The following is a 24592-nucleotide window of genomic DNA, read 5'->3' on the forward strand; positions in this document are numbered from 1 at the left end:
GACACAACGGTCTCCGAGGACGGTGACCGACTCTCGAAGCGGTACGTTGGCAGCCATGGCTAGGGTGTCGCTATCCGTTCTCACGGCGATTCTCGCGGTGCTCGTGGTGGCCGGTTGCTCGACCGCCAATGACGAATCGGCGATCGCGAAGTCGACGAGCCGAGTCGCCGGAGCTGGTGTCGTCGGCCTCAAACGCGCCCCGGGCGTGGTGTGCGCCCCGATGACCGCCGCCGACCCGTCGCCGCAGGGGGACGTGCGATCCATCGGCTATATCGGAGTTCCCGGAGTCGTACCGAGCGACCCGAAACGGATCGTGGTCCTGGACACCCCAACCCTCGACGCGGCTTGCGGGGTCGGAATGTGGGAGCGCGTGGTCGGCGCGCCGACACTCACCGAACCGGACATCTACGGCTTTGCGCATCCGCAGCCGCGATACCTCGGTGAGGGTGTCGACAAGATCGCCAGTATCGGCACCAACGGCGGCATCAACCTGGACAAGATCAAGGCCCTGCATCCGGACCTGATCGTCGGAGTCCAACTACCCAAGAACGTCCAGCTCCGTGACCTCAACACGATCGCGCCGACGGTCCTCACCGGCGGCCAGCTCGGCTGGAAGAAACAGTTCGTCGTGGCGGGCGGAGCCATGGGTCGACTCTCGGTCGCCAGGGACGAACTGGACCGCTACGAACGGCAAGCCCAACGGCTGTCAGACGACCTTGTGACCTCCCAAACCCAGGCCTCGGTGGTCGAGTTCGACCCCTCCAAGATCGACGTCGTCGGGACGGAGACGTTTGCGGGATCGGTCCTCATCGACGCCGGCGTGCAACGCCCACCGGGGCAGCGCGGACCGTCCCACCCCGGGAACGCGACCGATCCGCGGTTCGCTGAAGGCGACTGCATCTACGTGATGTTCGCCGACCACGCCGCGCAAGTGAACGCCGAGGAAACGATGCATTCGGACGCGTGGACCGATCTCGGCGCGGCGAAGGACAGACGGGTGTTCGCCGTCGATCGCCAGATCTGGGACGGCAACGGCATCATCGCCGCGCGTGCCATGCTCGACGATCTGCGCGAGTCCCTCAACGGCGCGGTTTACGACTGACGTGCCGACGCCCGACTTCATCCTCGATCTCCGGCAGAAGGTCGGCCACGCTCCCCTGTGGCTTCCGGCGGTCAGCGCAGTGGTGGTCGACGACCAGAATCGCGTGCTGTTGACGCTGCGCCAGGACTTCGGCGAATGGGCGGTGATCTCCGGAATCCTCGAGCCCGGTGAGGAGCCGGCAGCCGGGATCCTTCGCGAGATCCGCGAAGAGACCGGCATCGACGTCGAACTCGTCCGGGTCGGGTGCATCGATGTCACCCCGCAGATCACGTATACGAACGGCGACGAGATTCAGTTCCTCGACATCTGCTTCCTCGCGCGGTACATCTCGGGCGATCCGTATGCGGCCGACGACGAGAACACCGATGTGCGCTGGTTCGCTGTCGACGCTCTGCCGCCGAACATCCGCGAGACCACGTTGCTCCGCGTGGAGAAAACGCTTGCCGGTGGGCCCGAGGCCTGGTTCCGGAGTTAGTCCCCCACGCCGACCGTGAGCGAGACGTTCATCTTCGAGGTCGAGCCGGTGGCCGTCGCCAGCTCTGCGGTCCAACCGTCACCGAACACATTGTCCGACGACAGCGAGGTCGACTCGAGATTCCGAATGCTCGACGAGTACCGCGAGTCGTTGTCGTAGATCCGCTTGCAGGCGTCCTCGGGCAGTGCGATCTGCGAGGTCAGACGGGCATCCGACCCGGCCACCACTGCGGCTTCGAGCGAGTCGTAGACCTCGAAGTGGATGTGCGGCCAGCGACCCGAGTAGCAGCCCGGGAAGATCGACGTGAAGGTGACCGTTCCGTCGGCGCCGGCGACCTGAACTCCCCGCAGATAGTTCGCCTCGGCTGCGTTGCGGTAAAGCGAGTACTCCCCGTCCGCGGTGCAGTGCCAAACGTAGACGGCCATGCCTTTTCCGGCGGCCTTGGTGTTGAGATCGACGAGCTTCATCGTCAATTGCATGTCGACGCCGTCTGCGGTGCCGGTGTAGTCACCGAAGCTCTTCCGAAGGTCCTTCCGGACGACGCCGTTCTGGATCAGGATGTTCGGCCCGTTCGAGCCGTCTCCCGGATACGGTCCCGCGGTCTCGGCCGGTACCTGGGCTACTGACCCGGCGGCCACGGCTGTGGCCGATGCAGTCGCCGAGGTCGACGTCGGCGTGCCCGTGACGCTCGAGGCACACGCCGCGGCGAGCGACGCAGCTCCCACCCCACCGGCCAGGATGAACATCCGCCGACGCGTCATGACCTTGAGGTCGTGCGTCAGGCCGAGGTCGTGCTCGTGCGGATGGTCGTCGTCGTGGCTGGTCATGCCTGCTCTTTCATCGATTACACAATCAAAGGTAAAGAGGCAGAATTCGGTCACCCTGAGATGCCGCTGGGAGGTCCCTGGGAACGCTGTTGCCAGCTACGCGCCGACCTTGTACGTGCGTGCGGCGACGTCGTGGAAGAGCAACTGCGGGTCGGCCGAGGCACCCAGCACCTCGGTGAGCATCCGGGCGCTGAAGGCAACCGAGTGCACCGGTTTGTCCATCGGAAAGTTCGACGCCCACATCGTTCGTTCTGGTCCGAACGCGTCATGGAGACCCTGGATCAACGGCGCACAGCGCTCGCTGACACGTGCGAGGTCGCCGTCTTCGAACGGCCTGCTCGGGTCACCGCCGAGCATCGGCATCCCGAGGCCGGAATGCTTCGCCACAACGTTGGGCAGCGCGGCGAGTGCCGCGACATCCTCCTGCCACTGCGACAACAGCCCGGCGCGATCGGCCACCGTCTTTCCGGTTCGCCGACCTCGTGGGCCGAAGATCCCGACGGGAGTCGCGTAATGGTCGAAGATGAACGTCGTTTCCGGGTATTCACGCGCCAGGACCGTCATGTCTCGAATCTGATGGGCGAATCCCCACAGTTCGAAGGTCAGTCCCCTCTCGGCGATCGCGGCGAATCCGCGTACGAAATCCGGGTCGGAATGGATATGCGGGTGGTCGATGAAATCGCGGACGCCAGGGTCGGGATGATTCGCTCCGCTGAGCCGCACACCGCGCACCAACCGGCTCGCCGCAAGGTGCTGATCGAGCACAGATCCGACGTCTGACCAGCGCGGATCTGCATTCACGACGATCGCACCCAAGGCCGGAGTGCCCTTCTGCCCAAATGGCAACGAAGCGATCCAGCGCGTCTCACCGACGGTGTCGGCATGGTCATGCGCAAGCCAGCCGGCTTCGACGTGAACGACCGATCGCACGGGAACCGGTACAGCGTCAGCCGCGTAGTCACGTGGCTCGTAAGGCTTGAGGACGTGATGCGGATCGCCGATGAATTCGCGGTCAGCCTGCGGGACGATCCAACGCATCTCTCGCGGAACACGAGGAAGCGGCCAGAAGAGCTTCGCCATCGTCGAGATGTGCCGCGGCGTCGAATACGGATTCCACTGGTGGATGTGCGGATCTATGACCGCGGCAGGCCATGGGGCGGCGTTCATGGGTCCTCCTTAACGCGAAAGTGCGCGCAACTCCGCGATGGCCACGGAGTTACGCGCACTTTGGTGACGGCTTAGAAGTCCCAGTCCTCGTCTTCGGTGTTGACGGCCTTACCGATGACGTAGCTCGAACCCGAGCCGGAGAAGAAGTCGTGGTTCTCGTCGGCGTTCGGCGAGAGGGCCGAGAGGATCGCCGGGTTGACGTTCGTCTCGTCCTTCGGGAACAGCCCCTCGTAACCGAGGTTGTTGAGCGCCTTGTTCGCGTTGTAGCGCAGGAACTTCTTGACGTCCTCGGACAGTCCGACACTGTCGTACAGGTCCTGCGTGTACTCGACCTCGTTGTCGTACAGCTCGAAGAGCAGGTCGAACGTGTAGTTCTTGAGCTCCTCGCGCTCTTCCTGAGTGCAGAGTTCGAGGCCGCGCTGGTACTTGTAACCGATGTAGTAGCCGTGAACGGCCTCGTCCCGAATGATGAGGCGGATCAGGTCAGCGGTGTTCGTGAGCTTCGCTCGCGACGACCAGTACATCGGCAGGTAGAAGCCCGAGTAGAACAGGAAGCTCTCGAGCAGCGTCGAGGCGACCTTGCGCTTGAGCGGCTCGTCACCCCGGTAGTAGTTGAGGACGATCTCAGCCTTGCGCTGCAGGTTCGGGTTCTCTTCCGACCAACGGAAGGCCTCGTCGATGTCGCGGGTCGAGCACAGGGTCGAGAAGATCGAACTGTAGCTCTTGGCGTGCACCGATTCCATGAACGCGATGTTCGTGTAGACGGCTTCCTCGTGCGGAGTCAGCGCATCCGGGATGAGGCTCACGGCGCCGACGGTGCCCTGAATCGTGTCGAGCATCGTGAGGCCGGTGAACACCCGCATCGTGAGCTGCTTCTCGGATTCGGTGAGGGTGTTCCACGACGGAATGTCGTTGGACACCGGCACCTTTTCCGGCAGCCAGAAGTTACCGACCAGGCGGTCCCAGACCTCTGCGTCCTTCTCGTCCGGGACGCGATTCCAGTTGATCGCGGACACCCTGCTGACGATGTTCGGACGAGCACCATTTACCGAAGCGTTACCCACTCCTCCACCTTACGTGGAGGCCGTCTGGCACCTGGAATTCGGGCGGCGTGTCCAGGATGTCGATCTTCGTGCTGAAACCCCTGTTAAAACTGCTCGTAGATGAGGCTCGAGATCTCACCCTCGTCCTCGAACACCGCCCCGACGTCCTTCGACAGGTCGGTGATCTTTCCGGCGTTGTTGACCATGACCGCGTACGCCACCGTCCGTCCGCTCTTCGTGTCGATGTAACCGGCCAGATTCTGCGCCTTGAGCTCGAGCGTTTCGCCGTCCGCGCCGGGCATGACGGTGGTGCCGGGCTTGGCGTGAACGTGTCCCTTGCCGGACAGGGTCTTGCCGGTGAACGCGAGCGAACCGTCGGTACCCAGGATCGGCAGGCACGTCTTGTAGTCCTCGGCGACCTCAGTCTTCGACATCTCGGTCAGCAGTTTGACCAGCGCCGACGCCGTCGCCTGGCTGTCCGGCGAACCGCTGCCGTTCGTCGGGAAGTTGAACTGACCGCCGTCGATCTGGAACTTGTCGACCAGCGTTTCGCGCTCGGCCATCAATGCCGCCTCAATCGTTCGCGCCCCCTTGGTGAGCCCGAACAGACTCAGCGAAAGATTTGCGCCGAGGTTCATGCTGACCTTGAGCGTCAGCCGGGCGTCCTGGAAATACGGCGCTGACACATACGTCGCCACCGCATTGCCGTCGTTGTACAGCGTGGCATCGGGCAGTTTGCCGGACGGATTCGAAGCGACGGCCGGAGCCTCGACCGTCACCCCGTTGCGCTTGAGCGCATCGATGTAGGCAGTGCGCGCGAACGTGGCCGGATCTTCGATGCGCAGGGTTCGGACCGCGGTCGTGTCGCCGATGAAGGGCGACTTGTACCCCTTGGCGATCGACCCGGAAATGTCCCCGGTGCAGTCCGGCGACCCGATGCACTCGACGTGACCGTCGCCGGACACGTTCAGCGTGGTCTCGGACCCCTCGGCGCCCGTCGTCACCGAGCCGGTCACCGTCACCGCGTCGGTCATCGGCCGGTAAGAGATGGTCGCCGGCTTACCGACTTCGGTCGGCACGATCGACAGATCGATCATGTTCTCGTTGATCAGAATCGGCGGGATCAGCAGGTTCCCGTTCGGGACTCGGTAGGCGACGAACAATCGGTCGTCGACGACGACGTCGCTCACCGACGTGATCCCCGCCTTCCTGACCTCCTCGGCAAGCTGGTTGATCGCGAAGAGCGGGTCCTGCGGAGCCAACTCGGCGACGCCAAGGTTGTTCGCGTCACCGTGGTCGAAGTCCGTGTACTCGACGGTGTCGGCGTCTTTGCGACGCCCGCCGAACGTGAGGTCTCCAGCGGCAACAAGCACGAGATCGCCGTCGAGCTTTCCGTTGGGCCCGACGTCCGCCGTCCGGTGCACGCGGGTGGTGAATCGATGGTCTTTGCCCAGCGTGTTCAGTGCCATTCCCACCGAGAACAGCTTGCGCGTCGAGCCGGTGAACGCCATCGCATACGGGTTCAGCTCGAGGAGCGTCTCCCCCGACTTGATGTCCTTCGCCACGAGACTCCACTGCGCGGCGCTGTATCGCGGTTTGGCCATGATGTCCCGGATGCGCCGCGGAATCTCCGTGGCCGGCCGCGAAGTCTGACCACACGACACGGCGACGACGGACACTCCTGCCGCAGCAAGAAATGTCCGGCGGTCCAACTCGATCCCGGTTGTCATGTGCTACCTCAGTTCACTTGGACAGCGCTTGTTGGAATGCTGCGGCAACGCCACCGACGTCGTCATTGGATTGCGTCAGACCGACTCCCACGCTGGGGTACGTTCCGCCACTCATGGAGAGGTCGAAGACGAGTCGGCGCCCGTCCTTTGTGACCATGAATCCAGCCAAACTCTGCACGTTGAAGAGAGCACGCATGGTCGCCGGGTCGAGTGCGGCACTGGTTCCGGTCTTGGCCATGACCTTGCCTTTTGCTGCTGGATCAGCGGCTACCGACGCGAGGGTTCCGGTCTCCCCCAGCCGTGGCAATCCGGCGTCGAGGTCTTTGCCCCACGGCTGCGTGTCCGTCCACGTCAGCCACTTGGCCATCTGTCGCGGAGTTGTCGACGCCGGGTCCGCACCCTGCCCGTCGACGAGAACGACCTCGTCGCTGTCGAGGTGCGCCTTCTCGATGACCTTGCGAATCACCTTGAGTCCGTCATCGCAATCGGTCGAACCATCCTTGACAGCCAGCAGACACAAGAAGGCGTTCGCGCCGGTGTTGTAGCTGGTCAGGTTGATCATCTTGCCCATCTCACCGAGCGTCGGCGACTCGAGCACCGCCAGCGGTTCGTAGTGCACGTCCTTCGGCGAAAGGTTGGCCTCGTTGTTGGTCCCGATGGCAGGCGAGGTCACGCTCACCCCGGCACGCCCGAGCGCTTCGATGAACAGGGTCCGCGCCCAGTCGGCCGCATTCGGAACGCGATAGATCGTGAGCTGCGGTTTTCCGGCGGGGATTGTGCCGGTCACGATCAATCGATGGGGATCGTTGGGGTCGGCGCTGACACCGAGTGGCTCGGCCGGGGTGTCGCTCTTTGCCGTCTTGACCTCGGATACCACGGTGAACAGGTTCGTCTCGGGACTGGCTTTGACCGTCGCCGACTCCCCTACGCCGGCCGGGGTGACGTTCAGGTCGAGGATGTTGTCGTTGACGAAAATCGGTGGGACGGGACCTTCTTGGCCCTGGAAGGTCTTCCACAGCCGGGAGTCGATGACGACGTCACCTTGGACCGTCTTGACGCCCTTCTTCGCAATCTGACCCGCGAGGTAATTGAGCCCGGCGAGTGGGTCGCCGCCTGTGGTGGAAGCGATCGGTGCGATGTTCCCGTAGACGTGATCGATCGTCTTGTCCGTGAACGACTCGTCCATCCGGCCCTGCATCGCACCGCGACCGCCCAGGGCGAGATCACCGGACGCGACGAGGACCAGGTCACCGTTCACGGTGCCGTCGACCGGCGCGGACGTCGCGTACACCGGCGTCTTGAGTTTGGTGTCGGCGCCGAGCGTGTCCAACACCGAGCCAACTGTGAACAACTTCGCAGTCGAACCGGTGAAGACGAGTTCGTCAGCGCGGTTCGACAGCAGCACCTCGCCGGTCTTGGCGTCCTGCACGTGGTAGATCCAGCGCGCGCCTTGATAGGCGGGTTTCGACATGATTTTCGAGGCCGCTTCGGGGATGTCGCTCGAGTCCGACGACTTCGAGCACCCGGCCAGAAGGGCGAACGGCAGCACTGCCGCGAGGAGTACGGCACAAGCACGGTTCATGGCAGCCCCCAGAACCCGACAAAAATCGTGGTTCTCACTCTGCCTAGATCACTTTCGGCATGTCAATGCCGACAACAGTTTTCGTGCGAAATCTGCCTCGGCCAGCACCCCGCCAAAACGAAACGGCAGGATTCTCCGCGGTCAGCGCGGAGAATCCTGCCGGATCGAGTCACGGGGCTACAACATGCAGGAAACGCAACCCTCCACCTCAGTCCCCTCGAGCGCGAGCTGGCGAAGACGGATGTAGTACAGCGTCTTGATGCCCTTGCGCCACGCGTAGATCTGGGCCCTGTTGACATCACGAGTCGACGCCGTGTCCTTGAAGAACAACGTCAGGGAAAGGCCCTGGTCGACGTGCTGCGTCGCCGCGGCGTAGGTGTCGATGATCTTCTCGTAGCCGATCTCGTACGCGTCCTGGTAGTACTCCAGGTTGTCGTTCGTCAGGAACGGTGCCGGGTAGTAAACGCGACCGATCTTGCCTTCCTTGCGGATCTCGATCTTGCTGGCAACCGGGTGGATCGACGACGTCGAGTGGTTGATGTAGCTGATCGAGCCGGTCGGCGGAACCGCCTGCAGGTTCTGGTTGTAGATGCCGTGCTTCTGGATCGATGCCTTGAGCTCGATCCACTCTTCACGGGTCGGCGGGTTGACCTTGGCATCGGCGAAGAGCCGCGCGACCTTCTCGGTCTTCGGCTTCCACTCCTGGTCGATGTACTTGTCGAAGAACTCGCCCGAGGCGTACTTCGACTCCGGGAAGCCCTTGAAGTACGAGCCGCGCTCGATCGCGATCTTGTTCGAGGCACGAAGCGCGTGGAACAACACCGTATAGAAGTAGATGTTCGTGAAGTCGACACCTTCCTCGGAGCCGTAGTAAACGTGCTCACGAGCCAGGTAGCCGTGCAGGTTCATCTGACCGAGGCCGATGGCGTGGCTGTCGTTGTTGCCCTGCTCGATCGACGGCACCGACGTGATCGACGTCTGGTCGGAGACCGCGGTCAAGCCGCGGATTGCTACCTCGATGGTCTGCGCGAAGTTCGGCGAGTCCATGGCCTTCGCGATGTTCAGCGAGCCGAGGTTGCAGGAGATGTCCTTGCCGACCTTGCTGTACGAGAGGTCGTCGTTGAACTCCGACGGCGTGCTGACCTGCAGGATCTCCGAGCACAGGTTCGAGTGCGTGATCTTGCCGGCGATCGGGTTGGACCGGTTCACCGTGTCTTCGTACATGATGTACGGGTATCCCGACTCGAACTGCAACTCGGCGAGAGTCTGGAAGAACTCACGCGCCTTGATCTTCGACTTGCGGATACGCGCGTCGTCGACCATCTCGTAGTACTTCTCGCTGACGTTGATGTCCGCGAATGGAACGCCGTAGATGCGCTCGACGTCGTACGGCGAGAACAGGTACATGTCCTCGTTCTTCTTCGCCAGTTCGAAGGTGATGTCCGGGATCACGACACCGAGCGACAGCGTCTTGATGCGGATCTTCTCGTCGGCGTTCTCGCGCTTTGTGTCGAGGAAGCGGTAGATGTCCGGGTGGTGCGCGTGCAGGTAGACCGCACCCGCACCTTGACGCGCACCGAGCTGGTTGGCGTACGAGAACGAGTCCTCGAGCAGCTTCATGATCGGGATGACGCCCGAGCTCTGGTTCTCGATCTTCTTGATCGGAGCGCCGTGCTCACGAATGTTGCTGAGCAGCAGCGCAACTCCACCGCCGCGCTTGGACAGCTGCAGCGCCGAGTTGATCGAGCGGCCGATCGACTCCATGTTGTCTTCGATGCGGAGCAGGAAGCACGAGACCGGCTCACCGCGCTGCTTCTTGCCCGAGTTGAGGAACGTCGGGGTCGCGGGCTGGAAGCGGCCGTCGATGATTTCCTCGACGAGCTGCTCAGCGAGCTTCTCATCGCCGGCGGCGAGAGTCAGCGCGACCATGCAGACGCGGTCTTCGAAGCGCTCGAGGTAGCGCTTTCCGTCGAAGGTCTTGAGCGTGTACGAGGTGTAGTACTTGAACGCACCGAGGAAGGTCGGGAACCGGAACTTCTTCGCGTAGGCGCGGTCAAGCAGGCTCTTGACGAAGTTGCGCGTGTACTGGTCCAGAACCTCGCGCTCGTAATAGTTCTCTTTGACGAGGTAGTCGAGCTTCTCGTCGACGTTGTGGAAGAAGACCGTGTTCTGGTTGACGTGCTGCAGGAAGTACTGGTTCGCAGCCTCGCGGTCCTTGTCGAACTGGATCTCGCCGTTGTCGCCGTAAAGGTTCAACATGGCGTTCAGCGCGTGGTAGTCGAGCCCGTCGGTGCTCGACGCCGGTGCGGCTGAAACGTTCATGCGCCCCGTAGGTGCTGCTTCGGTGATGGTCGGTGACACAGTTCCTCTTCCTGCTGCGGATCCGCGTCTTCCCCAACGCGATTCCAGAATTGAGCCAATCCCTCACGGACTCGGTCCACGTCTTCAGCGGTGCCCATGAGCTCGAAGCGATACAGGTACGGGACCTGACACTTGCGAGAAATGATGTCTCCGGCGAAGCAGTACGAATCGCCGAAGTTGGTGTTGCCCGCCGCGATGACGCCGCGGATCAACGATCGATTGTGTGCGTTGTTCAGGAACTTCACGACCTGCTTGGGAACGTGCGGTTCAACTTTGCCGTCGATCCGGCTGCCGCCCCCGTAGGTGGGGACGATCAGCACGAACGGTTCGTCGGCTTCGAACGTTCCAGCAGGGTCAAAGAGCGGAATCCGCTTTGCCGGCGTTCCGAGCTTTTCGACGAACCGGTGAGTGTTCTCCGAGGTACTGGAGAAGTAGACCAATCCGCCCATCGCTTGGCTCCGGCCGATCAAACGACTGATCAGGCAGCCGAGGTGACGAGAGCGTTGATACGGTCCGGACGGAAACCCGACCAGTGCGAGTCGCCGGAGACGACGACCGGGGCCTGCAGGTAACCAAGAGCCATCACGTAATCACGGGCATCTGCGTCCACCGAAATGTCGATGATGTCGTACTCGATACCGGCCTTGTCCAGTGCGCGGTAAGTTGCCTTGCACTGCACACATGCCGGCTTCGTGTAAACGGTGATAGCCATACTGTTCCCCTCAGCGATTGACTAGCTCCAACAGTTCATTCACTGGGTCGGACTCGCGAGAAGAAGATCTTGGTAGATCGTTCGCCTTGTGTCTCTCCCGTGCCTCAAACACTACACCTAGTGGGTGACAAGTAGATGAGACACGAGATATTGCGAACTACAAAGATGAAATTCTTTGCGTGTAACCATCTTTGCCGGAAAGTTCACGCCGTGTCCGGCGTGTCGCAGGTCACAGTTACATCTGACACCCCGGGTCGGCGCCAAACAAATCGCCACGCCGGTTGTGTGTGACCCAGGACACAAGAACGCCTCGCCCGCGTCGGACCGCTAGGTCTTGGAATCGAAGTCTCGCTGACCGCAACGGCGATTCCAAAATCGCTGCCGTCCCAACGACAAAAGGCCCGGCCACCGCGGGCCGAGCCTGTCGCTGAGGGAATCTCAGGCGGCGAGCAATTCGCCGGCCGCACTCACGAGCGCGTCGACGACGGCGCCGATCTGGTCGCGAACGTCGGCAACCTCGCGCGGGTGCTGCTCACCGAACAACTGGCCGACCGGTCCCAGTGACAGCGTCGACTCCTCGAGGACGCTGGCTCCGGCGACGCCGAGCGAGCGGACCACGTCCGCAGCGGCCCACTTGGCGCCGTAGGGGCTGATCGAGGAACTGATGACGGCCGAGGCCTTGCCCTTGATGGCGCCGGCGCCATACGGACGCGAGATCCAGTCGATCGCGTTCTTGAGGACGGCCGGGATCGTGCCGTTGTACTCCGGCGTCACGAACAGCACCGCATCCGCCTGCTCGACGGCGTCACGCAGAGCCTGCGCGGTGGCCGGAGCCGGAGCTTCGAGGTCTTCGTTGTAGAACGGGATGTCGCCGAGTCCGCCGAAGATTTCGACGTTGACGCCGTCACCCGAGACGGTTGCCGCCGCTTCGGCGATCTGACGGTTGACCGATGCCTGACGCAGGCTTCCGACGAGGACGAGTACGCGGGTCTCACTCATGACCAGTTCTCCAATTTCGATCCGTGGGGGTTCATCTAGCTAAACGGACCGTAGTCCGGTTCTATTCCATGTCCGGGAAAAATCTTGAACAGAAATTTCGGACCTAGGATCGACGTCATGGACCTGCACGTCGTCGGCGAGGAGCCTCCCGAGCGCGGCGACGCTGCCCGGAATCGGCAACGAGTTCTCGTCGCGGCAAACGAACTACTGCACAGTTGTGGAGCCGAGGCGCTCACCATGGATGCGCTCGCCGAGCGTGCGGGCGTCGGCAAGGGAACGATTTTCCGGAGATTCGGCAGCCGCGCCGGACTCATGCGCGCGCTGGTCAACGAATCCGAGATCGATCTCCAGCGCCGAATCGTGTTCGGGCCACCACCTCTGGGCCCGGGAACCGACCCGATTTCACGACTCGCAGCATTCGGTCCAGCAGTGCTCGAGACCCTGGAACTCCACGGTGCCGTCATTCTGGCCGGTCAGACCAAACCGGGCGCTCGCTACGAACACCCGGCCTATCAGTTCCAACTCACCCACGTCTTGATGTTGCTTCGCCAAGCCCGCGCCGCCGGCGACCACCGACTTCTCGCCGAATCACTCCTCGCGACGATCGATGTTCCGCTCGTGCGTTTTCAGCGCAACCAGCTGGGAATGTCGCTCGATCGCCTCGGTGCCCACTGGGAGTGGCTGGTCCGGGCGACCGTTCAATCGCCCTCGTAGGTGAGGATGCTGCGCGCCAGCTTGATGTCGCGCGAACCGAATCCCCGACCGGAATTCAGGTCATAAGTGAAGAACATTTCCTTGAAATGTCCGTCCGCATCGAACTCGACCCCCACGATCGGCCCCGATGCGGGCGAACCGAGGTTCCCCCGGTCGAAGACCGTGGCGCGCATCTCCGAAGTGATGCTGATGCCCCAGTCGTGCTCGATGGCCAGCAGTTCGAGTTCATCTCGATCGCTGAGTGACAGACTCATACAGATCGGTTTCCCGCCTCGCCGTCCGCTAATCAGCTGCTCGAGTTGTCCGGCTCACAGACTCCGCGTATAGGTTGTGATGCACCGTCGGCCAGATCGAACGTTCAACCAACCGGGTCCGCAGAAATCCAGTACGCACTTCGGGAGTCCGTCCATGTTCGCAGCTCTCCGTTCTTCGGCAATCGTCGCGGCAATCGCCGTACCCGCCCTCGCGTTCAGCGGCGTAGGCACCGCCTGGGCCTCGACCGTCACTGCGAAAGGCGGCAACTCGCAGTTCAGTTTCACGGTCACCCTTCCGCCAGGGGCACCCGTCACCGACACCTGCACGCTGACCTACCGCAACGGCTACACGGGCGAGCTCGGAGCCCTGGCCGGCACGCCGAACGCAGACAATCCGCTCCGGTGGACCGGCACCCTCACCGGCCTGAAGGGCGCCACCTACACAGTCACCGCAAAGTGCGACCTCAGCGACACTGCCCCGGCGACCACCAAAGTGTTCGTCGTCGGCGCGTTCAAGTGAAACTGCGCAGCGTGTCCATCGCGGCCCGAGTGAGCGCCTGCCCGTAGGACGGCCCGTAACCGGCGGCATGCACCGCCAGTGGATGCAACTGGTGCAGGCTCACTCGCTGCTGCCATCCCGGTCGCAGCGCGTGCGCCTCGTCGTAGGCCTCCAGAATTTCACCAAGGTACGAGCATCCGAAGAGCGCCAGCATCGCCAGATCCGTCTCGCGATGTCCTGCGTGCGCAGCCGGATCGATGAGCACCGCACCGCGATCGGTCCACATCACGTTCCCATTCCACAGGTCGCCATGTATCCGCGACGGCGGCTCACCGTCATCGAATGCACCCGAGGCGACCAGCTCACACGCTCGCTCAATCACCGGGAGCTGGTCCGCACGCACCGATCCTTCGTCCACCGCGATCCGGAGGTACGGCTCGACTCTCTCCTCTATATAGAAGGAGCCCCACGAGTCGTGCTCGCGGCTCGACATCGGTCGACTCCCGATGAAGATCTGACCGGTGAAGCCGTCCGGGGGCGCTCCGAAGCGGGACCCCGCTCCGGCATCGTGCATTCGGGCCAGCGCGGTCCCGAGCACGCGAGCCGCAGCTCGCGACGGCGAAACCGAATGCAGCTGTTCGAGGACGATGCGACGGCTGTCGACTTCGAGCACCTCGACGACCGGCGCACCTGATTGTCCGAGCCAACGCAGGCCGGCCGCTTCCGCCGGATAGAAATCCGGGTGTCGCGGAGAGGCTTTTCGAAAGGTCATCCGCCTGCGAATGGCGGCAGCACATCAACGCGTGAACCCACGGGATGTGCTTCGTCGCGAATGAGATCGTCGCCGATGAGGTAGGCGGCAACGCGCAGAATGTGCGCCATGCGCTCGCCGTAGCGGTCCGCCAGAACCGTCTTGAGCTCCCCCACTGTGGGCGATTCGCCGAGCTCGACAACGGTCTTCGACGTACCCGCAGCGTCGATCGCGGCCGCGAAGAACCGGACCTCTACCTCAGCCACCAATTGCTCCCATGCTCCGCGCCGGCGGTTCGAAGTCGGGGGCGTCGATTCCGTTTCCGGCCCACTTGTTCCACATCGCCGCACGCCACAACTGGGCGAGATCGGCGTCGGTGGCGCCCCTGCGCAGGGGTGTCCGAAGGTCGACTTCGTGGTCGCTGAACAGGCACGACCGAATCCGGCCGTCCGCGGTCAGTCGAGTGCGATCACAGTCCGAACAGAAGGATCGGGTGACCGTCGCGATGATGCCGACGCGAGCCGGACCACCGTTGACGAGCCACTCCTCGGCCGGCGCCGACGGATCGTCGCGACCCACTTCGGTGAGTTCGAAACGCGCACCAAGCACGTCGAGAAGGTCTTGTGCGGTGACCATGTTCGCGCGGGCCCATTCGTGGTCCGCGTCGAGCGGCATCTCTTCGATGAACCGCAACTCACAGCGTTCGTCGAGGCACCACTGCAGCAAGTCGACCGCCCCGGCGAGCGTCGGTCGCATCAGGACCGCATTGATCTTGATCGGCGCGAGTCCCGCGTCGCGAGCCGCGCGGATACCCGCCATCACGGACGGCAGGCGGTCGCGGCGGGTCAACGCGGCGAAACCCGCGCGGTCGATCGAATCCAGCGAGATGTTGACGCGGGTCAAGCCCGCCTCGACCAAACCGGCGATTCGATGTTCGAGCCCGACCGCGTTCGACGTCATCGCGAGGGGAATGCCCGGCAGATTCTTCGAACAGCCCGCGATGATGTCTTCGAGGTCGCGGCGCATGAGCGGTTCGCCGCCGGTGAATCGAACTTCGCGCACTCCCAATTGCTGGACGGCGAGCGTCACAACGCGTACGAGTTCGTCCGCGGTGAGCAATTCTTCGGCCGGAATCGGCGGCAGACCTTCCTCTGGCATGCAGTAGGTGCAGCGCAGCGAACACTTCTCGGTGATCGAAACGCGCAGGTCACGGGCCACTCGACCGAACTTGTCGAGCAAGTACGGTGTGTCTGGACGGCCCTCGACCGACGGCGCATCGAGGGCATGGCGGAGCCCGGGGATGCCAATGTCGATCGCGGTCACCCGTCCAGTATGCGAGACATAGACCGGTTAGTGCACGTCGGTCCTGAGTTCACGACCTTGTAGCGTGAGAGCGTGAACCGGCGATCCGTTGACCAGCATGCCGCCGCCGTTGCAGAACTCCTGCGTCCGCTGCTCGAACTCCCGACCGAATCCGTGCCCTTGCGCGCCGCGCTCGGTCGGTTCCTGCCGACGGATGTCGTGTCGCCCATCGACCTGCCGAACTTCCAGAACTCGCAGATGGATGGGTATGCGGTCGAATCGGCGGCGATCCAATCGGTGCCCGTGACGCTGCCGGTTGCCGGAGTGATCGCAGCCGGCCTCACCGATCTCCCCGCCCTGCCCCGCGGCGGCGCACTCAAGATCATGACGGGCGCTCCCATCCCGGCGGGCGCCGACTGCATCGTGCCGGTGGAAGACACCACTGCGGCCGATGGAATGGTCACCGTCCTGCGATCGCGCCGCACGGGTGAGTTCGTGCGAAACGCCGGATCGGACGTGCAGAAGGGTCGGCCGCTCGTCACCGCCGGCACGCTGCTCGGGGCGAGGCACGTTGCGGCACTCGCGGCGGCCGGCCTCACCGAAGTCGCCGTCCGGCGCCGGCCGCGCGTGGCCGTGATCACCACCGGCACCGAACTCGTGGCCGCTGGAACTCCGCTGCTCCCGGGGCAGATCTACGACTCGAACGGCACGGCCCTCGCCTCGAGCTTCGAGGCCAATGGCGCCGACGTCGTGCGGGTCGCGCACAGCGACGACGACACCGCAGCGATGACGGCTCTGCTCGACGAATGTGCCGCGACCGCCGACGTCATCGTCACGTCGGGCGGCGTCTCGATGGGCGACTTCGAGGTCGTCAAGGAGACTCTCCTCCCCCTCGGAGGCCACTTCGGACCGGTCGCGATGCAGCCGGGCGGGCCGCAGGGATTGTCGGTCTACAACGGCGTTCCGGTGCTGAGCTTCCCGGGCAACCCGGTCAGCACCCTGGTGTCGTTCGAAGTGTTCGCTCGTCGTCCGATCCGGGCGATCAGCGGATTGCCGGCCCTTCCGCGTCAAACCCGCACGCTCACCGCGGACATCTCGTCGGTCCCGGGCAAGCGTCAGTTCGTTCGAGGAAAGTTCACCGAGAACGGCATCGAACCGATGCGAGGTACTGGTTCGCATCTGGTCGCGGGGCTCGCCTGGGCGGATGCGCTGATTTCCGTGCCCGCGGAACACACGGTCGTACCTGCCGGCGTGGATGTGGAAATCTTGGTGTTATGAGCGACCACCAGCTGAGTCATCTGGATTCCGAAGGCCGCGCCCGAATGGTCGACGTCAGCGCCAAGGTCGACACGACCCGCACGGCGATCGCCGCGGGCGAAATGCACACGACCGCCGAGGTCGTGCGTCTCGTCCAGGCCGATGACCTGCCGAAAGCCGACGTTCTGGCCACTGCCCGCATCGCCGGCATCCAAGGTGCCAAGAAGACGTCCGAACTGATTCCGCTGTGTCATCCGATCCCCTTGTCGTCGGTCAACATCGCGTTCGACTTCACCGAAACCACGATCACCATCGAGGCGACGGCGAAGACGAAGGGACCCACCGGCGTCGAGATGGAAGCCCTGACCGCGGTCGCGATCGCGGGTCTGACGCTGCACGACATGGTGAAGGCCGTCGACCCCGGTGCGGTTCTGACGGACATCCGTCTCGTGAGCAAGACCGGCGGCAAACGCGGCCACTGGACCCGCGAAGGCAGCTCGTTCGCGAACAACGACCGCAGCGCGACGGTCATCGTCTCGTCGACGGGAGCCGCGCAGGGCACCCGCGACGACACCACCGGACCGGTGATCGCCAGCTGGATGGCCGGACACTATTTCGCGGTGAACCCGGTCGCGATCTGCGCCGATGCCGACATCGCGAAGGTGCTGAGCGCCGCCGTGGCACAACAGCCGGCACTCATCATCACGACCGGCGGCACCGGTGCTTCGCCGACCGACCGCACGCCGGAAGCAACGTCCGCGCTGCTGGACCGCCCGTTGCCCGGCGTCGCCGAACTGATCCGCCAGAAGGGCACCGCGAAATTCCCGCTCGCAGCCCTGAGCCGCGGCATCGCCGGACTCGCCGGGCGAACGGTCATCGTGAACCTGCCCGGCTCACCGGGCGGCGTCAAGGATGGTCTGGCCGTCCTCGACGAATTACTCGACCATCTGCTGGCCCAAGTCGCCGGCGGCGGCCAACACGAGTCCACGGGAGGTTCGAAGTGAGCGAACTGCTGGCGCGCATTTCCGATCAGCCGCTCGACCCAGCCGTCGTCGACGCCGCGGTGGCAGGCCCGGCGTTCGGCGCCGTCGTCTGTTTCACCGGCGTGGTCCGGAACCACGACGGCGGCCAGGCGGTATCTCTCCTCGAGTACTCAGCGCATCCCGACGCCGAGCGATTTCTCACCAAGATCTGCACCGAGGTCGCCGAACGCACCGGACTTCCGGTGGCCGCGATCCACCGCGTCGGTGAGCTTCGGGTTGGCGATCTCGCGGTGGTGGCGGCCGTCGCCGCACCCCATCGGGCCGAAGCCTTCACCGCGTGTGCCGAACTCGTCGAGCGGATCAAGCACGAAGTGCCCATCTGGAAGCGTCAGCACTTCGCGGATGGGCTCTCCGAGTGGGTCGGACTCTAGTTCGTTCCGGCTGCCGGGTTGGGCTCGCCGACCGCGATGGAGTTCGGCACCGTTTCGCCATCGACCACGTTGTCGGGAGCGAGCGGGAAGACGTTCCCCGTCTTGAACTTCGAGTCGAGCATTGACGCCGCGAGGTTGGTCACGAGCCCGAACGTCTGCTGATCGGTCAACGGCGCCACGCTGCCGAGTCCGAGGACGTCGAGCAGCGGCTTGAAGATGTTGGACAGGTTCTTCATCGTCGTCGAATCCTGGCCCAGAGTTGCCGGCGAGGTGTTCGTGACCGAGTCGCTGTTCGCGCCAGAACCTGCTGGCGTCAGTTCCTGAGCGGTCGGCGAGGACGTCGTGGTCGAGGTCGTCGACTCTGCGGTCGCAGGTGCCGAGGCCGCGGTCGTCGGAACGGCCGGCTTCGTGGTCGTGGTGGTCGCAGCGGCGGCTGCCGTCGATTCACCCTCCGGCTTGACGACTGCCGGGGTCTTGTCCGGCGCTGGGGAATCGAGCTGAGTCACGCTCTTGATCGGCTCGCCGGTCCGCGGGTCGCGGTCGAGCAGATAGCCGACGATGCCGGTGATGATCGCCACCGCGTGCCGGAGTTCGCCCTCTTCGGACTCGAGCATTCCGGCATCTGCGGTGTTCGACAGGTTGCCCATCTCGACAAAGACGAGGGGCACCTTCGTGAGCGCCGGGCCGGCGATGTCCGAACGGGACATGAGGCCGCCGGTACCGGCGTAGTTCGACTCGGCGAAGCCGGCCTTCACGTACGACTCACGCATGATCTTCGTGGCCAGAATGCCCTTGGTCGACTGCACCTCGTTGACGGTCTTGTCCGGCACCGGAAGCGTCGGAACGATGAGGTGGAAGCCGTGGTCCTTCTCCGCCACCGCCGCGGGTGTCGAGTCCGCGTGAATGCTCACCGCAAGGTCGGCACCCGAGTCGCTGGCCTTCTTCGCGCGCTCGTCGATGCAGCCGCCCCAGCCGTCGTCATCCGCGCGGCTCAGTTCGACCGTGCCGCCGAGGTCTTCGATCGAAGCCTTGACGAGGTTGGCGACCTTCCAGTTGATCGTGTGTTCAGGGACGCCGTTGACCGACGTGGCACCCGTCGTCTGGCAGTCCTTGGTGCCGCCACGGCCGTCCGGAACCTGCTTCGCGAGGTCCTCGGTGATGTTCGTGCCCTGGTGTCCGGGATCGAGGAAGACCTTCTTGCCGACCAGGATCTGCTTCACGTTCTCCGGCGTCGCAGCGCCGGCTGCCGCAGTACCCGCAGCGGTCGCTGCGTCGTCGGCGTGGGCGATACCAGGGATGAAGCCCGCCACGCCACACGTCGCGGCGATTGCGGCGATTGCCGTCGTCTTACGCAGCAGTGGGTTGAAGTTGGCCTTACGCACGGGATTCGTCCTTCCACAAGGGGTCAGACGAAATGGTTCCCCGTGGGAGGGCTTCTCTATTGCGCGCACGCGGTGGGTTATCGAAGCGTTGCCGCCTCGATAGCTTGCTGTGGCCGGAAGTGGGGCGGAAGTGCCTCAGTCCTGCTTGAAGATCTTCTCGTTCGCCATCACGACTTGGCACGGACGCAGCGGTTTGCGCGCCGGACCCTTCTCGACATCACCAGTCAGGCTGAATTCGCTGCCGTGGCACGTGCAGGTGATCTTGTCCTTGATGATCTGAGTGATCGCGCAGCCGGCGTGCGGGCACTCGCCGTGGAACGCGTAGTACTTCGACTCCTCGGGCTGAGTGACGAGCAGGCCATCCGAGGTGATCTTTCCGGATCCCACCGGAATGTCTTTGCAGTCGGCGATCATCTCGCCCTTCGGGGTCGGAACACCGTCGCCGAGAACTTCCGCCGGCTTGGTCTGCGCCACAGGCTTCGGCGCGCCAGCCGCCTGCTTGTTCGGTTCCGACCCGCCACTCGAGCATCCGACCGCCGCAGCTGCGGCAGCGACGCTTGCGCCAGCAACAACGGCGCGTCGGGTGATGGGGCGATCATGCAGGGTCATACCGTCTCCGTAAACACTCGGCTATCGTCTGGTTCGCGCCGCTGCGAGCCGGAGCAGTACGGGCGTGCCTATCGCGGGCGTGACCATAGCGTTATAAGGGTAAGCCGCAGTCGGTCGTGATGACATCAAAATCAACCAACTCGATTATCCCAGGCCACACTGCCGCCTCAACAGTGTAATTCCTCCACACAACCGTGATCAACACAGCTGATCTTGAGTATGCCCTGTCACCCACGCGTGCAGCAGGAATCGTGATCTCGGGCCCCTCGTTCGCGGTGCGCGGGGGTGCGCGGTTACCGACTTGTGATTGGTCCCGTAATTGATCTTGTTGGGTGTTCAACCAGGCGAAAGGCCAAGATAGACCTGGATTTACCTGGCGAAATTCGACCCAGAAAGCCAACCCTGTGAGGTAGCTGTGAATTAACACCCAGGCATTGCCTTGCGCGGCAATTCGGTCACCAGCACGACACGCCCGCCGTGACATGGGACGACACGCCAGCAACGGTTCAGCGTCGCGCGAACATAGGACAATCGCCGATAGTGTGCGCCCGATCGCCAAGGTTTAAGTTCCATCGATTCCGGGAATGGACATGATGGTGCCGATCGCCTCCACCACGAAAGGATCTCAACCTCCTCATGGAAGCCCTGTGATGCCCGCGACCGAGAGCAGCGCACTGCCCGCCCAGTTGCGGGTAGCGGCATCTCCGAGCCAGCTGACCATCGTGCGTGCGGTCGCTGCCGCGATTGCCGGTGCCGCCAACTTCGACCTCGACGCCATCTCCGATGTGCGCCTGGCCGTCGACGAAGCCTGCACCCAATTGCTTCGGCACGCGGCCCCGGACGCATCGATGTACTGCACGTTCGAGCCGCACGAGAGCTCGCTTCGAGTGACCGTCAGCGTCTTTCCTCTCGCATCGCAACCGACCCAGCAGAAGACCTTCGGCTGGCACGTCCTGTGTTCGCTCACCGACCACGTCGAGATGACGACGTTGACCCAGCCCGACTTCGCGTCCGTCACGGCACCGGCCGTGTCGTTCAGCAAATCGAGGAATGGCGGCGAGCCCGCCTAGACATGCCTTCCAACGACTATTCCGACGTCATGGAGCGCTTCGGCGAGATCGCCGCGCTACCAGCCGACGATCCTGCCCGCACCAGCCTTCGCGATGCGCTCGTCGAGCGCTGCCTTCCGCTTGCCGACCATGTCGCGCGGCGCTTCGAGGGACGCGGCGAAGCGCTCGAGGATCTGGTTCAGGTTGCCCGCCTGGGACTGGTCAAGGCCGTCAACCGCTTTGATCCGACGCGCGGCGCCGACTTCCTCTCGTACGCGATCCCCACGATCATGGGTGAGGTCCGGCGACACTTCCGCGACACCGGCTGGGCAGTGCACGTGCCTCGCCGCATGCAGGAGTTGCATCTCGCGCTCGGCAAGGCGGCCGACCACCTTTCGCACAGTTTGCGCCGCGCACCCACCGTCCACGAACTCGCTGAAGAACTCGGCACGACGCCGGCCGAGGTCACCGAGGCGATCGCCGCCGGCTCGTCGTACCAGACGTTGTCGATGGAAGCGGCGACGTCGAGCGACGGCGAGGGCCTTCCGATCTCGGAGACCCTGGGCGACTGCGACTCCGCACTCGAACAGATCGACGACCACGAAGCCCTGCGCCCGCTCCTCGCCGCACTGCCCGAGCGCGAACGCCAGATCTTGATGCTGCGCTTCTTCGGGAACATGACTCAGTCGGAAATCGGCGCGTCCCTTGGCATCTCGCAGATGCACGTGTCTCGTCTCCTCGCGCGGACACTGGCCAAGCTGCGTCAGGATCTGGATTGATCCCGCACGGCGTGCCGCATGATCATCCGGCCGCCGCAGTGGGTATATCTGGCCCTATGGATCACCTCGCACCCCGCCACGAGCAGGTTCAACTGACGGGCGGATTCGCGATAAACGAGTGGATCGCGGTCGGGCTGGGCAGCGGCGTCGCCGCGGTTGGCCTCGGCATCCTGACGGGGTCCGCGATGCTCGGCATCGCCGTCGGCGTCGCGTTCCTTGCGGCCACCTGGGCGATCCTTCTTCTCATCTGACGCGGACGAATCACACCCGTCGAATTTCCCCTATTCGGGCCCGCTTCGCATGCCCAACAGCAATATCGCGAAGTGATTGAAAAAGAAAATTGATGATCTTTGCGACCCTGCTTCACCTGCGGATATAGCGCGACACGCCGGGGTGAATCAGTTGAGAGGAAGATCTCGAATTTCCGGAATTCGACGTGATTCACATCTCACTGCCGATAGTCTGCGAAGCGCGCAAAAAGGTGCTTAACAGCACCCCCGAGAGTTCCGGTTGAATGGCCAATACGAACTCGTCAATGTGACCAATATGCACAACGCAATTCGGTCACTAAGCACGCGAAAGGTTCTCCGCAGTAATGTCTTCAATTCCCCGATTCTTCATGCGTGCCGCCATGTCTGCCGTGGCGTGCGCGGTGGTCGCTCCCCTGACGATCGGCACCGGAGCCGCGTCCGCCAAGCCCCTTGCCGTGTGGGATCGCGTCGCGCAGTGCGAATCCGGTGGAAACTGGGGCACCAACACGGGCAACGGCTTCTATGGCGGCCTGCAGTTCACACTCCAGACCTGGCGCGCGTTCGGCGGCAAGGGAATGCCGAACACGGCTTCGAAGTCGGAGCAGATTCGAGTCGCCGAATCGACATTGAAGGGCCAGGGGGCCGGCGCTTGGCCGGTGTGCGGCAAGTTCCTGGGCTGACACCCAATTCGCCGTTCAGTAAACCGTCGGCGAATTACAGGTGAAATTGACCTCTGTCACATTCCATTGCCTCTGGCGATGCAGTCGCGAAAAATCAATTGCGACGGAGTGTGATGCCCAATGATGCCCAGCAGACAAGACTATTTCGTGACCAACCGCGATGGCGTGCCGCATGAGCCCGCCGCGGTACTGCGCCTGAACCGACGCAACTGGCCGAAGGAAAAGGTCGCCAACATGTTCGGTGTGCCTTCATTCCTGGTCCGGCCGATGATGGAGAAGGCGCTCGAAGACGAGCGCACCCACGTGCTGACCAGCTGACAGATTCGTCAAGCAAGCCCGGTGGCGCCACAGGCGCCCCCGGGCTTTCGCTTGTCAGCTTCCGAAAATCCCCGCTGGTTCGGACTGGCCGGTCGCCGGAGCGGAGGCATCGCCGATGGTGATTTCCTTGGTCGAGATCGCATCGACGCCTTCACCATCGCTGGTGTAGCAGAACGCGACTGCGATGTACTTGCCGGGATCGGCCGGCGTGAAATCGAGCTTCAGCTTGAGAATCGGGCCCGTGGAATCAGCGGATACGAACGCCGGCCGCGCCACGATCGACGAGTCCGCGTTGACGACCTCGTCTGGGGTGTCGAAATCCGAAGGCTGGTGTTTCGTCCCATCGACGGCCGCCAGCACACAGGATTCCCCCGGCAGGAGCCCGAGGAATGTCGCCGAAACGACTTCTCCGTCCTGAGTGAAGACCGTGAATGCCGTTGCGGACGCGACCGAGGCAGCACCGATCAGCCCTGCGGTGGCAAGGGTTGCGGCTACGAGTACCCGGCGCATTTCGTCTCCAGTCGAGGACGGTATTTGCAGCCAAACGATATTGAAATCACGACCGATTCGCGAAGAATTCAGCTCCGGTGCGATAACGGTTCGAAACCGAATGGGTGACGCAGAAGTCGGTGATCAGACGCGATTTTCGAGCGCGGCATCGAAGGACTTCTCCAGGCCGCGGATCTTGGCCACATAGGGCTGCGTCTGCGTGCTGTAGTCCCCGCCCTCAGGCATTCCGCCGGCGTGCTGCACGGCGCCCAGGCCGGCGTTGTAGGCGGCGAGCGCCAAGTCGACCGGGTCGCCCGAGATCTTGCCCTCGGTGATCCCCGCCTTGACGCTGTCGACGTTGAAGCACATGAAGTCGGCTAGAGCCATAACGGAATCCGCGATGCTGAACGGGTCGGCCGAACCGTCGCCGTCGGCGTCGACACCCCACCGGGCCCAGGTCTCGGGAATGAACTGCCCGGGGCCGAGCGCATTGGAGTAACTGACCGCGCTGGTCGTGAACGAACTCTCGCTGAACACCTGCGCGGCAATCAAGCCGGGCGTGATGCCCTCACACTTGTGACCTGCACGAACGATCCAGGGTTCGAACTCGGCAGGCACCGGAACGGGCGGCGCGGGCGGGGGCGGCGGCGCGACTTTCGGCACCGCTGCGGTCGCCACAATCGGCGGCGCCAATTCGACGGACGGCCCGTCGGAATAGTCAGAGACAGCCTGTAAAACCAATGGATTCACTGGCGAAACACTGATGGCGGAGGCAAACAGTAGTACAGCAAATCTCATCAGTTACGAATCCCGTCGTCAGTCACGCCAATCTAGCCCAGATAACTA

At 63.5% G+C, this 24592-nt stretch carries 29 protein-coding genes; 12 read left to right on the forward strand and 17 right to left on the reverse strand.

Going from position 1 to position 24592, the window contains the following annotated elements; genetic code table 11:
* Positions 1–55 precede the first annotated feature (55 nt).
* Both F600_RS0122170 and F600_RS0122175 read left to right on the forward strand, forming a co-directional pair.
* Complete coding sequence (locus F600_RS0122170) at positions 56–1102, forward strand: ABC transporter substrate-binding protein (protein WP_026306841.1); 1047 nt, start codon at positions 56–58, stop codon at positions 1100–1102.
* A 1-nt stretch (position 1103) separates the two neighbouring features.
* Positions 1104–1577: an NUDIX hydrolase gene (locus F600_RS0122175; RefSeq protein WP_018162854.1), complete on the forward strand. Its 474-nt coding sequence runs from the start codon at positions 1104–1106 to the stop codon at positions 1575–1577.
* Here the strand turns inward: F600_RS0122175 and F600_RS0122180 are convergent.
* The 9 genes from F600_RS0122180 to F600_RS0122220 form a co-directional block, all read right to left on the reverse strand.
* Positions 1574–2404: a peptidase associated/transthyretin-like domain-containing protein gene (locus tag F600_RS0122180; protein ID WP_018162855.1), complete on the reverse strand. Its 831-nt coding sequence runs from the start codon at positions 2402–2404 to the stop codon at positions 1574–1576. The two genes, F600_RS0122175 and F600_RS0122180, sit on opposite strands and share 4 nt — an antisense overlap.
* Before the next feature lie 96 nt (positions 2405–2500).
* Positions 2501–3571, reverse strand: coding sequence for an amidohydrolase family protein (locus tag F600_RS0122185; RefSeq protein ID WP_018162856.1), 1071 nt, complete (start codon positions 3569–3571; stop codon positions 2501–2503).
* Between the two features lie 71 nt (positions 3572–3642).
* Entirely contained in the window at positions 3643–4635 is a 993-nt protein-coding gene (nrdF, locus tag F600_RS0122190; protein ID WP_051090895.1) for a class 1b ribonucleoside-diphosphate reductase subunit beta, read from the reverse strand.
* An 83-nt stretch (positions 4636–4718) separates the two neighbouring features.
* On the reverse strand, positions 4719–6344 hold the full coding sequence (locus F600_RS0122195) for a D-alanyl-D-alanine carboxypeptidase/D-alanyl-D-alanine-endopeptidase (protein ID WP_026306843.1): 1626 nt from the start codon (positions 6342–6344) through the stop codon (positions 4719–4721).
* A gap of 13 nt (positions 6345–6357) precedes the next feature.
* A complete protein-coding gene (dacB, locus tag F600_RS0122200; RefSeq protein WP_018162859.1) occupies positions 6358–7926 on the reverse strand; it encodes a D-alanyl-D-alanine carboxypeptidase/D-alanyl-D-alanine endopeptidase in 1569 nt (522 codons plus the stop codon).
* Between the two features lie 177 nt (positions 7927–8103).
* On the reverse strand, positions 8104–10248 hold the full coding sequence (nrdE, locus tag F600_RS0122205) for a class 1b ribonucleoside-diphosphate reductase subunit alpha (RefSeq protein WP_018162860.1): 2145 nt from the start codon (positions 10246–10248) through the stop codon (positions 8104–8106).
* Positions 10245–10736, reverse strand: a complete 492-nt coding sequence (gene nrdI / locus F600_RS0122210; protein WP_018162861.1) for a class Ib ribonucleoside-diphosphate reductase assembly flavoprotein NrdI — start codon at positions 10734–10736, stop codon at positions 10245–10247. Before nrdI ends, nrdE begins: the two co-directional genes overlap by 4 nt.
* Before the next feature lie 29 nt (positions 10737–10765).
* Positions 10766–10999 (reverse strand): glutaredoxin-like protein NrdH, encoded by a 234-nt coding sequence (gene nrdH / locus F600_RS0122215; protein WP_018162862.1) that lies wholly within the window; start codon positions 10997–10999, stop codon positions 10766–10768.
* A 438-nt stretch (positions 11000–11437) separates the two neighbouring features.
* Positions 11438–11998 (reverse strand): NADPH-dependent FMN reductase, encoded by a 561-nt coding sequence (locus F600_RS0122220; protein ID WP_018162863.1) that lies wholly within the window; start codon positions 11996–11998, stop codon positions 11438–11440.
* Positions 11999–12115: 117 nt separating this feature from the next.
* Between F600_RS0122220 and F600_RS0122225 the strand changes: the two genes are divergently transcribed.
* Positions 12116–12712, forward strand: a complete 597-nt coding sequence (locus tag F600_RS0122225) for a TetR/AcrR family transcriptional regulator (RefSeq protein ID WP_018162864.1) — start codon at positions 12116–12118, stop codon at positions 12710–12712.
* On the opposite strand, the gene F600_RS0122230 is transcribed toward F600_RS0122225, so the two are convergent.
* Positions 12697–12966, reverse strand: a complete 270-nt coding sequence (locus F600_RS0122230) for a hypothetical protein (RefSeq protein ID WP_018162865.1) — start codon at positions 12964–12966, stop codon at positions 12697–12699. The genes F600_RS0122225 and F600_RS0122230 overlap by 16 nt on opposite strands.
* Positions 12967–13120: 154 nt before the next feature.
* Here F600_RS0122230 and F600_RS0122235 point away from each other — a divergent pair, with 154 nt between their 5' ends.
* A complete protein-coding gene (locus F600_RS0122235; protein ID WP_018162866.1) occupies positions 13121–13486 on the forward strand; it encodes a hypothetical protein in 366 nt (121 codons plus the stop codon).
* Here F600_RS0122235 and F600_RS0122240 read toward each other — a convergent pair.
* Genes F600_RS0122240 through moaA form a run of 3 tightly spaced genes read right to left on the reverse strand, consistent with a single transcriptional unit; the run spans position 13479 to position 15539 of the window.
* Entirely contained in the window at positions 13479–14237 is a 759-nt protein-coding gene (locus F600_RS0122240) for a fructosamine kinase family protein (protein ID WP_018162867.1), read from the reverse strand. The two genes, F600_RS0122235 and F600_RS0122240, sit on opposite strands and share 8 nt — an antisense overlap.
* Positions 14234–14482: a MoaD/ThiS family protein gene (locus F600_RS0122245; protein ID WP_018162868.1), complete on the reverse strand. Its 249-nt coding sequence runs from the start codon at positions 14480–14482 to the stop codon at positions 14234–14236. The genes F600_RS0122240 and F600_RS0122245 overlap by 4 nt, the downstream gene beginning before the upstream one ends.
* Positions 14475–15539, reverse strand: a complete 1065-nt coding sequence (gene moaA, locus F600_RS0122250) for a GTP 3',8-cyclase MoaA (protein ID WP_018162869.1) — start codon at positions 15537–15539, stop codon at positions 14475–14477. Before moaA ends, F600_RS0122245 begins: the two co-directional genes overlap by 8 nt.
* 72 nt (positions 15540–15611) lie before the next feature.
* Between moaA and F600_RS0122255 the strand changes: the two genes are divergently transcribed.
* From F600_RS0122255 to F600_RS0122265, 3 genes are read left to right on the forward strand one after another with little or no spacing between them, the layout of a single operon-like run.
* Positions 15612–16796: a molybdopterin molybdotransferase MoeA gene (locus tag F600_RS0122255; RefSeq protein WP_018162870.1), complete on the forward strand. Its 1185-nt coding sequence runs from the start codon at positions 15612–15614 to the stop codon at positions 16794–16796.
* On the forward strand, positions 16793–17779 hold the full coding sequence (gene moaCB, locus F600_RS0122260) for a bifunctional molybdenum cofactor biosynthesis protein MoaC/MoaB (RefSeq protein ID WP_018162871.1): 987 nt from the start codon (positions 16793–16795) through the stop codon (positions 17777–17779). Before F600_RS0122255 ends, moaCB begins: the two co-directional genes overlap by 4 nt.
* Positions 17776–18189: a molybdenum cofactor biosynthesis protein MoaE gene (locus tag F600_RS0122265; protein WP_018162872.1), complete on the forward strand. Its 414-nt coding sequence runs from the start codon at positions 17776–17778 to the stop codon at positions 18187–18189. Before moaCB ends, F600_RS0122265 begins: the two co-directional genes overlap by 4 nt.
* On the opposite strand, the gene F600_RS29385 is transcribed toward F600_RS0122265, so the two are convergent.
* A complete protein-coding gene (locus F600_RS29385) occupies positions 18186–19571 on the reverse strand; it encodes an N-acetylmuramoyl-L-alanine amidase (protein WP_018162873.1) in 1386 nt (461 codons plus the stop codon). The two genes, F600_RS0122265 and F600_RS29385, sit on opposite strands and share 4 nt — an antisense overlap.
* Positions 19572–19706: 135 nt before the next feature.
* The gene (locus tag F600_RS0122275; protein WP_018162874.1) at positions 19707–20180 is read right to left on the reverse strand and encodes a Rieske (2Fe-2S) protein; all 474 of its coding nucleotides are present in this window, start codon (positions 20178–20180) and stop codon (positions 19707–19709) included.
* A 650-nt stretch (positions 20181–20830) separates the two neighbouring features.
* Here F600_RS0122275 and F600_RS0122280 point away from each other — a divergent pair.
* From F600_RS0122280 to F600_RS0122305, 5 genes are all read left to right on the forward strand, one after another.
* Positions 20831–21250 carry an ATP-binding protein gene (locus tag F600_RS0122280; RefSeq protein WP_026306847.1) on the forward strand — a complete coding sequence of 140 codons (420 nt, stop codon included), beginning with the start codon at positions 20831–20833 and terminating at the stop codon, positions 21248–21250.
* A gap of 2 nt (positions 21251–21252) precedes the next feature.
* Positions 21253–22008: a SigB/SigF/SigG family RNA polymerase sigma factor gene (locus tag F600_RS0122285; RefSeq protein ID WP_018162876.1), complete on the forward strand. Its 756-nt coding sequence runs from the start codon at positions 21253–21255 to the stop codon at positions 22006–22008.
* 56 nt (positions 22009–22064) lie between these two features.
* Positions 22065–22259 (forward strand): hypothetical protein, encoded by a 195-nt coding sequence (locus F600_RS0122290; protein ID WP_018162877.1) that lies wholly within the window; start codon positions 22065–22067, stop codon positions 22257–22259.
* 344 nt (positions 22260–22603) lie between these two features.
* A complete protein-coding gene (locus F600_RS0122300; RefSeq protein WP_018162878.1) occupies positions 22604–22939 on the forward strand; it encodes a transglycosylase family protein in 336 nt (111 codons plus the stop codon).
* A 147-nt stretch (positions 22940–23086) separates the two neighbouring features.
* Positions 23087–23257, forward strand: a complete 171-nt coding sequence (locus tag F600_RS0122305) for a hypothetical protein (protein WP_156024771.1) — start codon at positions 23087–23089, stop codon at positions 23255–23257.
* A 54-nt stretch (positions 23258–23311) separates the two neighbouring features.
* Here the strand turns inward: F600_RS0122305 and F600_RS0122310 are convergent, their stop codons facing one another.
* Both F600_RS0122310 and F600_RS0122315 read right to left on the reverse strand, forming a co-directional pair.
* Positions 23312–23767 (reverse strand): hypothetical protein, encoded by a 456-nt coding sequence (locus F600_RS0122310; RefSeq protein ID WP_018162880.1) that lies wholly within the window; start codon positions 23765–23767, stop codon positions 23312–23314.
* Between the two features lie 123 nt (positions 23768–23890).
* Positions 23891–24496 (reverse strand): lytic transglycosylase domain-containing protein, encoded by a 606-nt coding sequence (locus F600_RS0122315; RefSeq protein WP_245541607.1) that lies wholly within the window; start codon positions 24494–24496, stop codon positions 23891–23893.
* Positions 24497–24592 lie beyond the last annotated feature (96 nt).

Source organism: Smaragdicoccus niigatensis DSM 44881 = NBRC 103563 (genome assembly GCF_000380645.1).
GTDB lineage: Bacteria > Actinomycetota > Actinomycetes > Mycobacteriales > Mycobacteriaceae > Smaragdicoccus > Smaragdicoccus niigatensis.

Coding starts and splice junctions, on each gene's coding strand:
- F600_RS0122290 (WP_018162877.1), top strand. CDS start 22,065: ATGGATCACCTCGCACCCCGCCACGAGCAGGTTCAACTGACGGGCGGA.
- F600_RS0122310 (WP_018162880.1), bottom strand. CDS start 23,767: ATGCGCCGGGTACTCGTAGCCGCAACCCTTGCCACCGCAGGGCTGATC.
- F600_RS0122235 (WP_018162866.1), top strand. CDS start 13,121: ATGTTCGCAGCTCTCCGTTCTTCGGCAATCGTCGCGGCAATCGCCGTA.
- F600_RS0122180 (WP_018162855.1), bottom strand. CDS start 2,404: ATGACCAGCCACGACGACGACCATCCGCACGAGCACGACCTCGGCCTG.
- nrdE (WP_018162860.1), bottom strand. CDS start 10,248: ATGAACGTTTCAGCCGCACCGGCGTCGAGCACCGACGGGCTCGACTAC.
- F600_RS0122240 (WP_018162867.1), bottom strand. CDS start 14,237: ATGACCTTTCGAAAAGCCTCTCCGCGACACCCGGATTTCTATCCGGCG.
- moaCB (WP_018162871.1), top strand. CDS start 16,793: ATGAGCGACCACCAGCTGAGTCATCTGGATTCCGAAGGCCGCGCCCGA.
- nrdH (WP_018162862.1), bottom strand. CDS start 10,999: ATGGCTATCACCGTTTACACGAAGCCGGCATGTGTGCAGTGCAAGGCA.
- F600_RS0122285 (WP_018162876.1), top strand. CDS start 21,253: ATGCCTTCCAACGACTATTCCGACGTCATGGAGCGCTTCGGCGAGATC.
- F600_RS0122225 (WP_018162864.1), top strand. CDS start 12,116: ATGGACCTGCACGTCGTCGGCGAGGAGCCTCCCGAGCGCGGCGACGCT.
- F600_RS0122195 (WP_026306843.1), bottom strand. CDS start 6,344: ATGACAACCGGGATCGAGTTGGACCGCCGGACATTTCTTGCTGCGGCA.
- nrdI (WP_018162861.1), bottom strand. CDS start 10,736: ATGGGCGGATTGGTCTACTTCTCCAGTACCTCGGAGAACACTCACCGG.
- F600_RS0122170 (WP_026306841.1), top strand. CDS start 56: ATGGCTAGGGTGTCGCTATCCGTTCTCACGGCGATTCTCGCGGTGCTC.
- F600_RS0122220 (WP_018162863.1), bottom strand. CDS start 11,998: ATGAGTGAGACCCGCGTACTCGTCCTCGTCGGAAGCCTGCGTCAGGCA.
- F600_RS0122230 (WP_018162865.1), bottom strand. CDS start 12,966: ATGAGTCTGTCACTCAGCGATCGAGATGAACTCGAACTGCTGGCCATC.
- dacB (WP_018162859.1), bottom strand. CDS start 7,926: ATGAACCGTGCTTGTGCCGTACTCCTCGCGGCAGTGCTGCCGTTCGCC.
- F600_RS0122280 (WP_026306847.1), top strand. CDS start 20,831: ATGCCCGCGACCGAGAGCAGCGCACTGCCCGCCCAGTTGCGGGTAGCG.
- F600_RS0122275 (WP_018162874.1), bottom strand. CDS start 20,180: ATGACCCTGCATGATCGCCCCATCACCCGACGCGCCGTTGTTGCTGGC.
- F600_RS0122185 (WP_018162856.1), bottom strand. CDS start 3,571: ATGAACGCCGCCCCATGGCCTGCCGCGGTCATAGATCCGCACATCCAC.
- F600_RS0122300 (WP_018162878.1), top strand. CDS start 22,604: ATGTCTTCAATTCCCCGATTCTTCATGCGTGCCGCCATGTCTGCCGTG.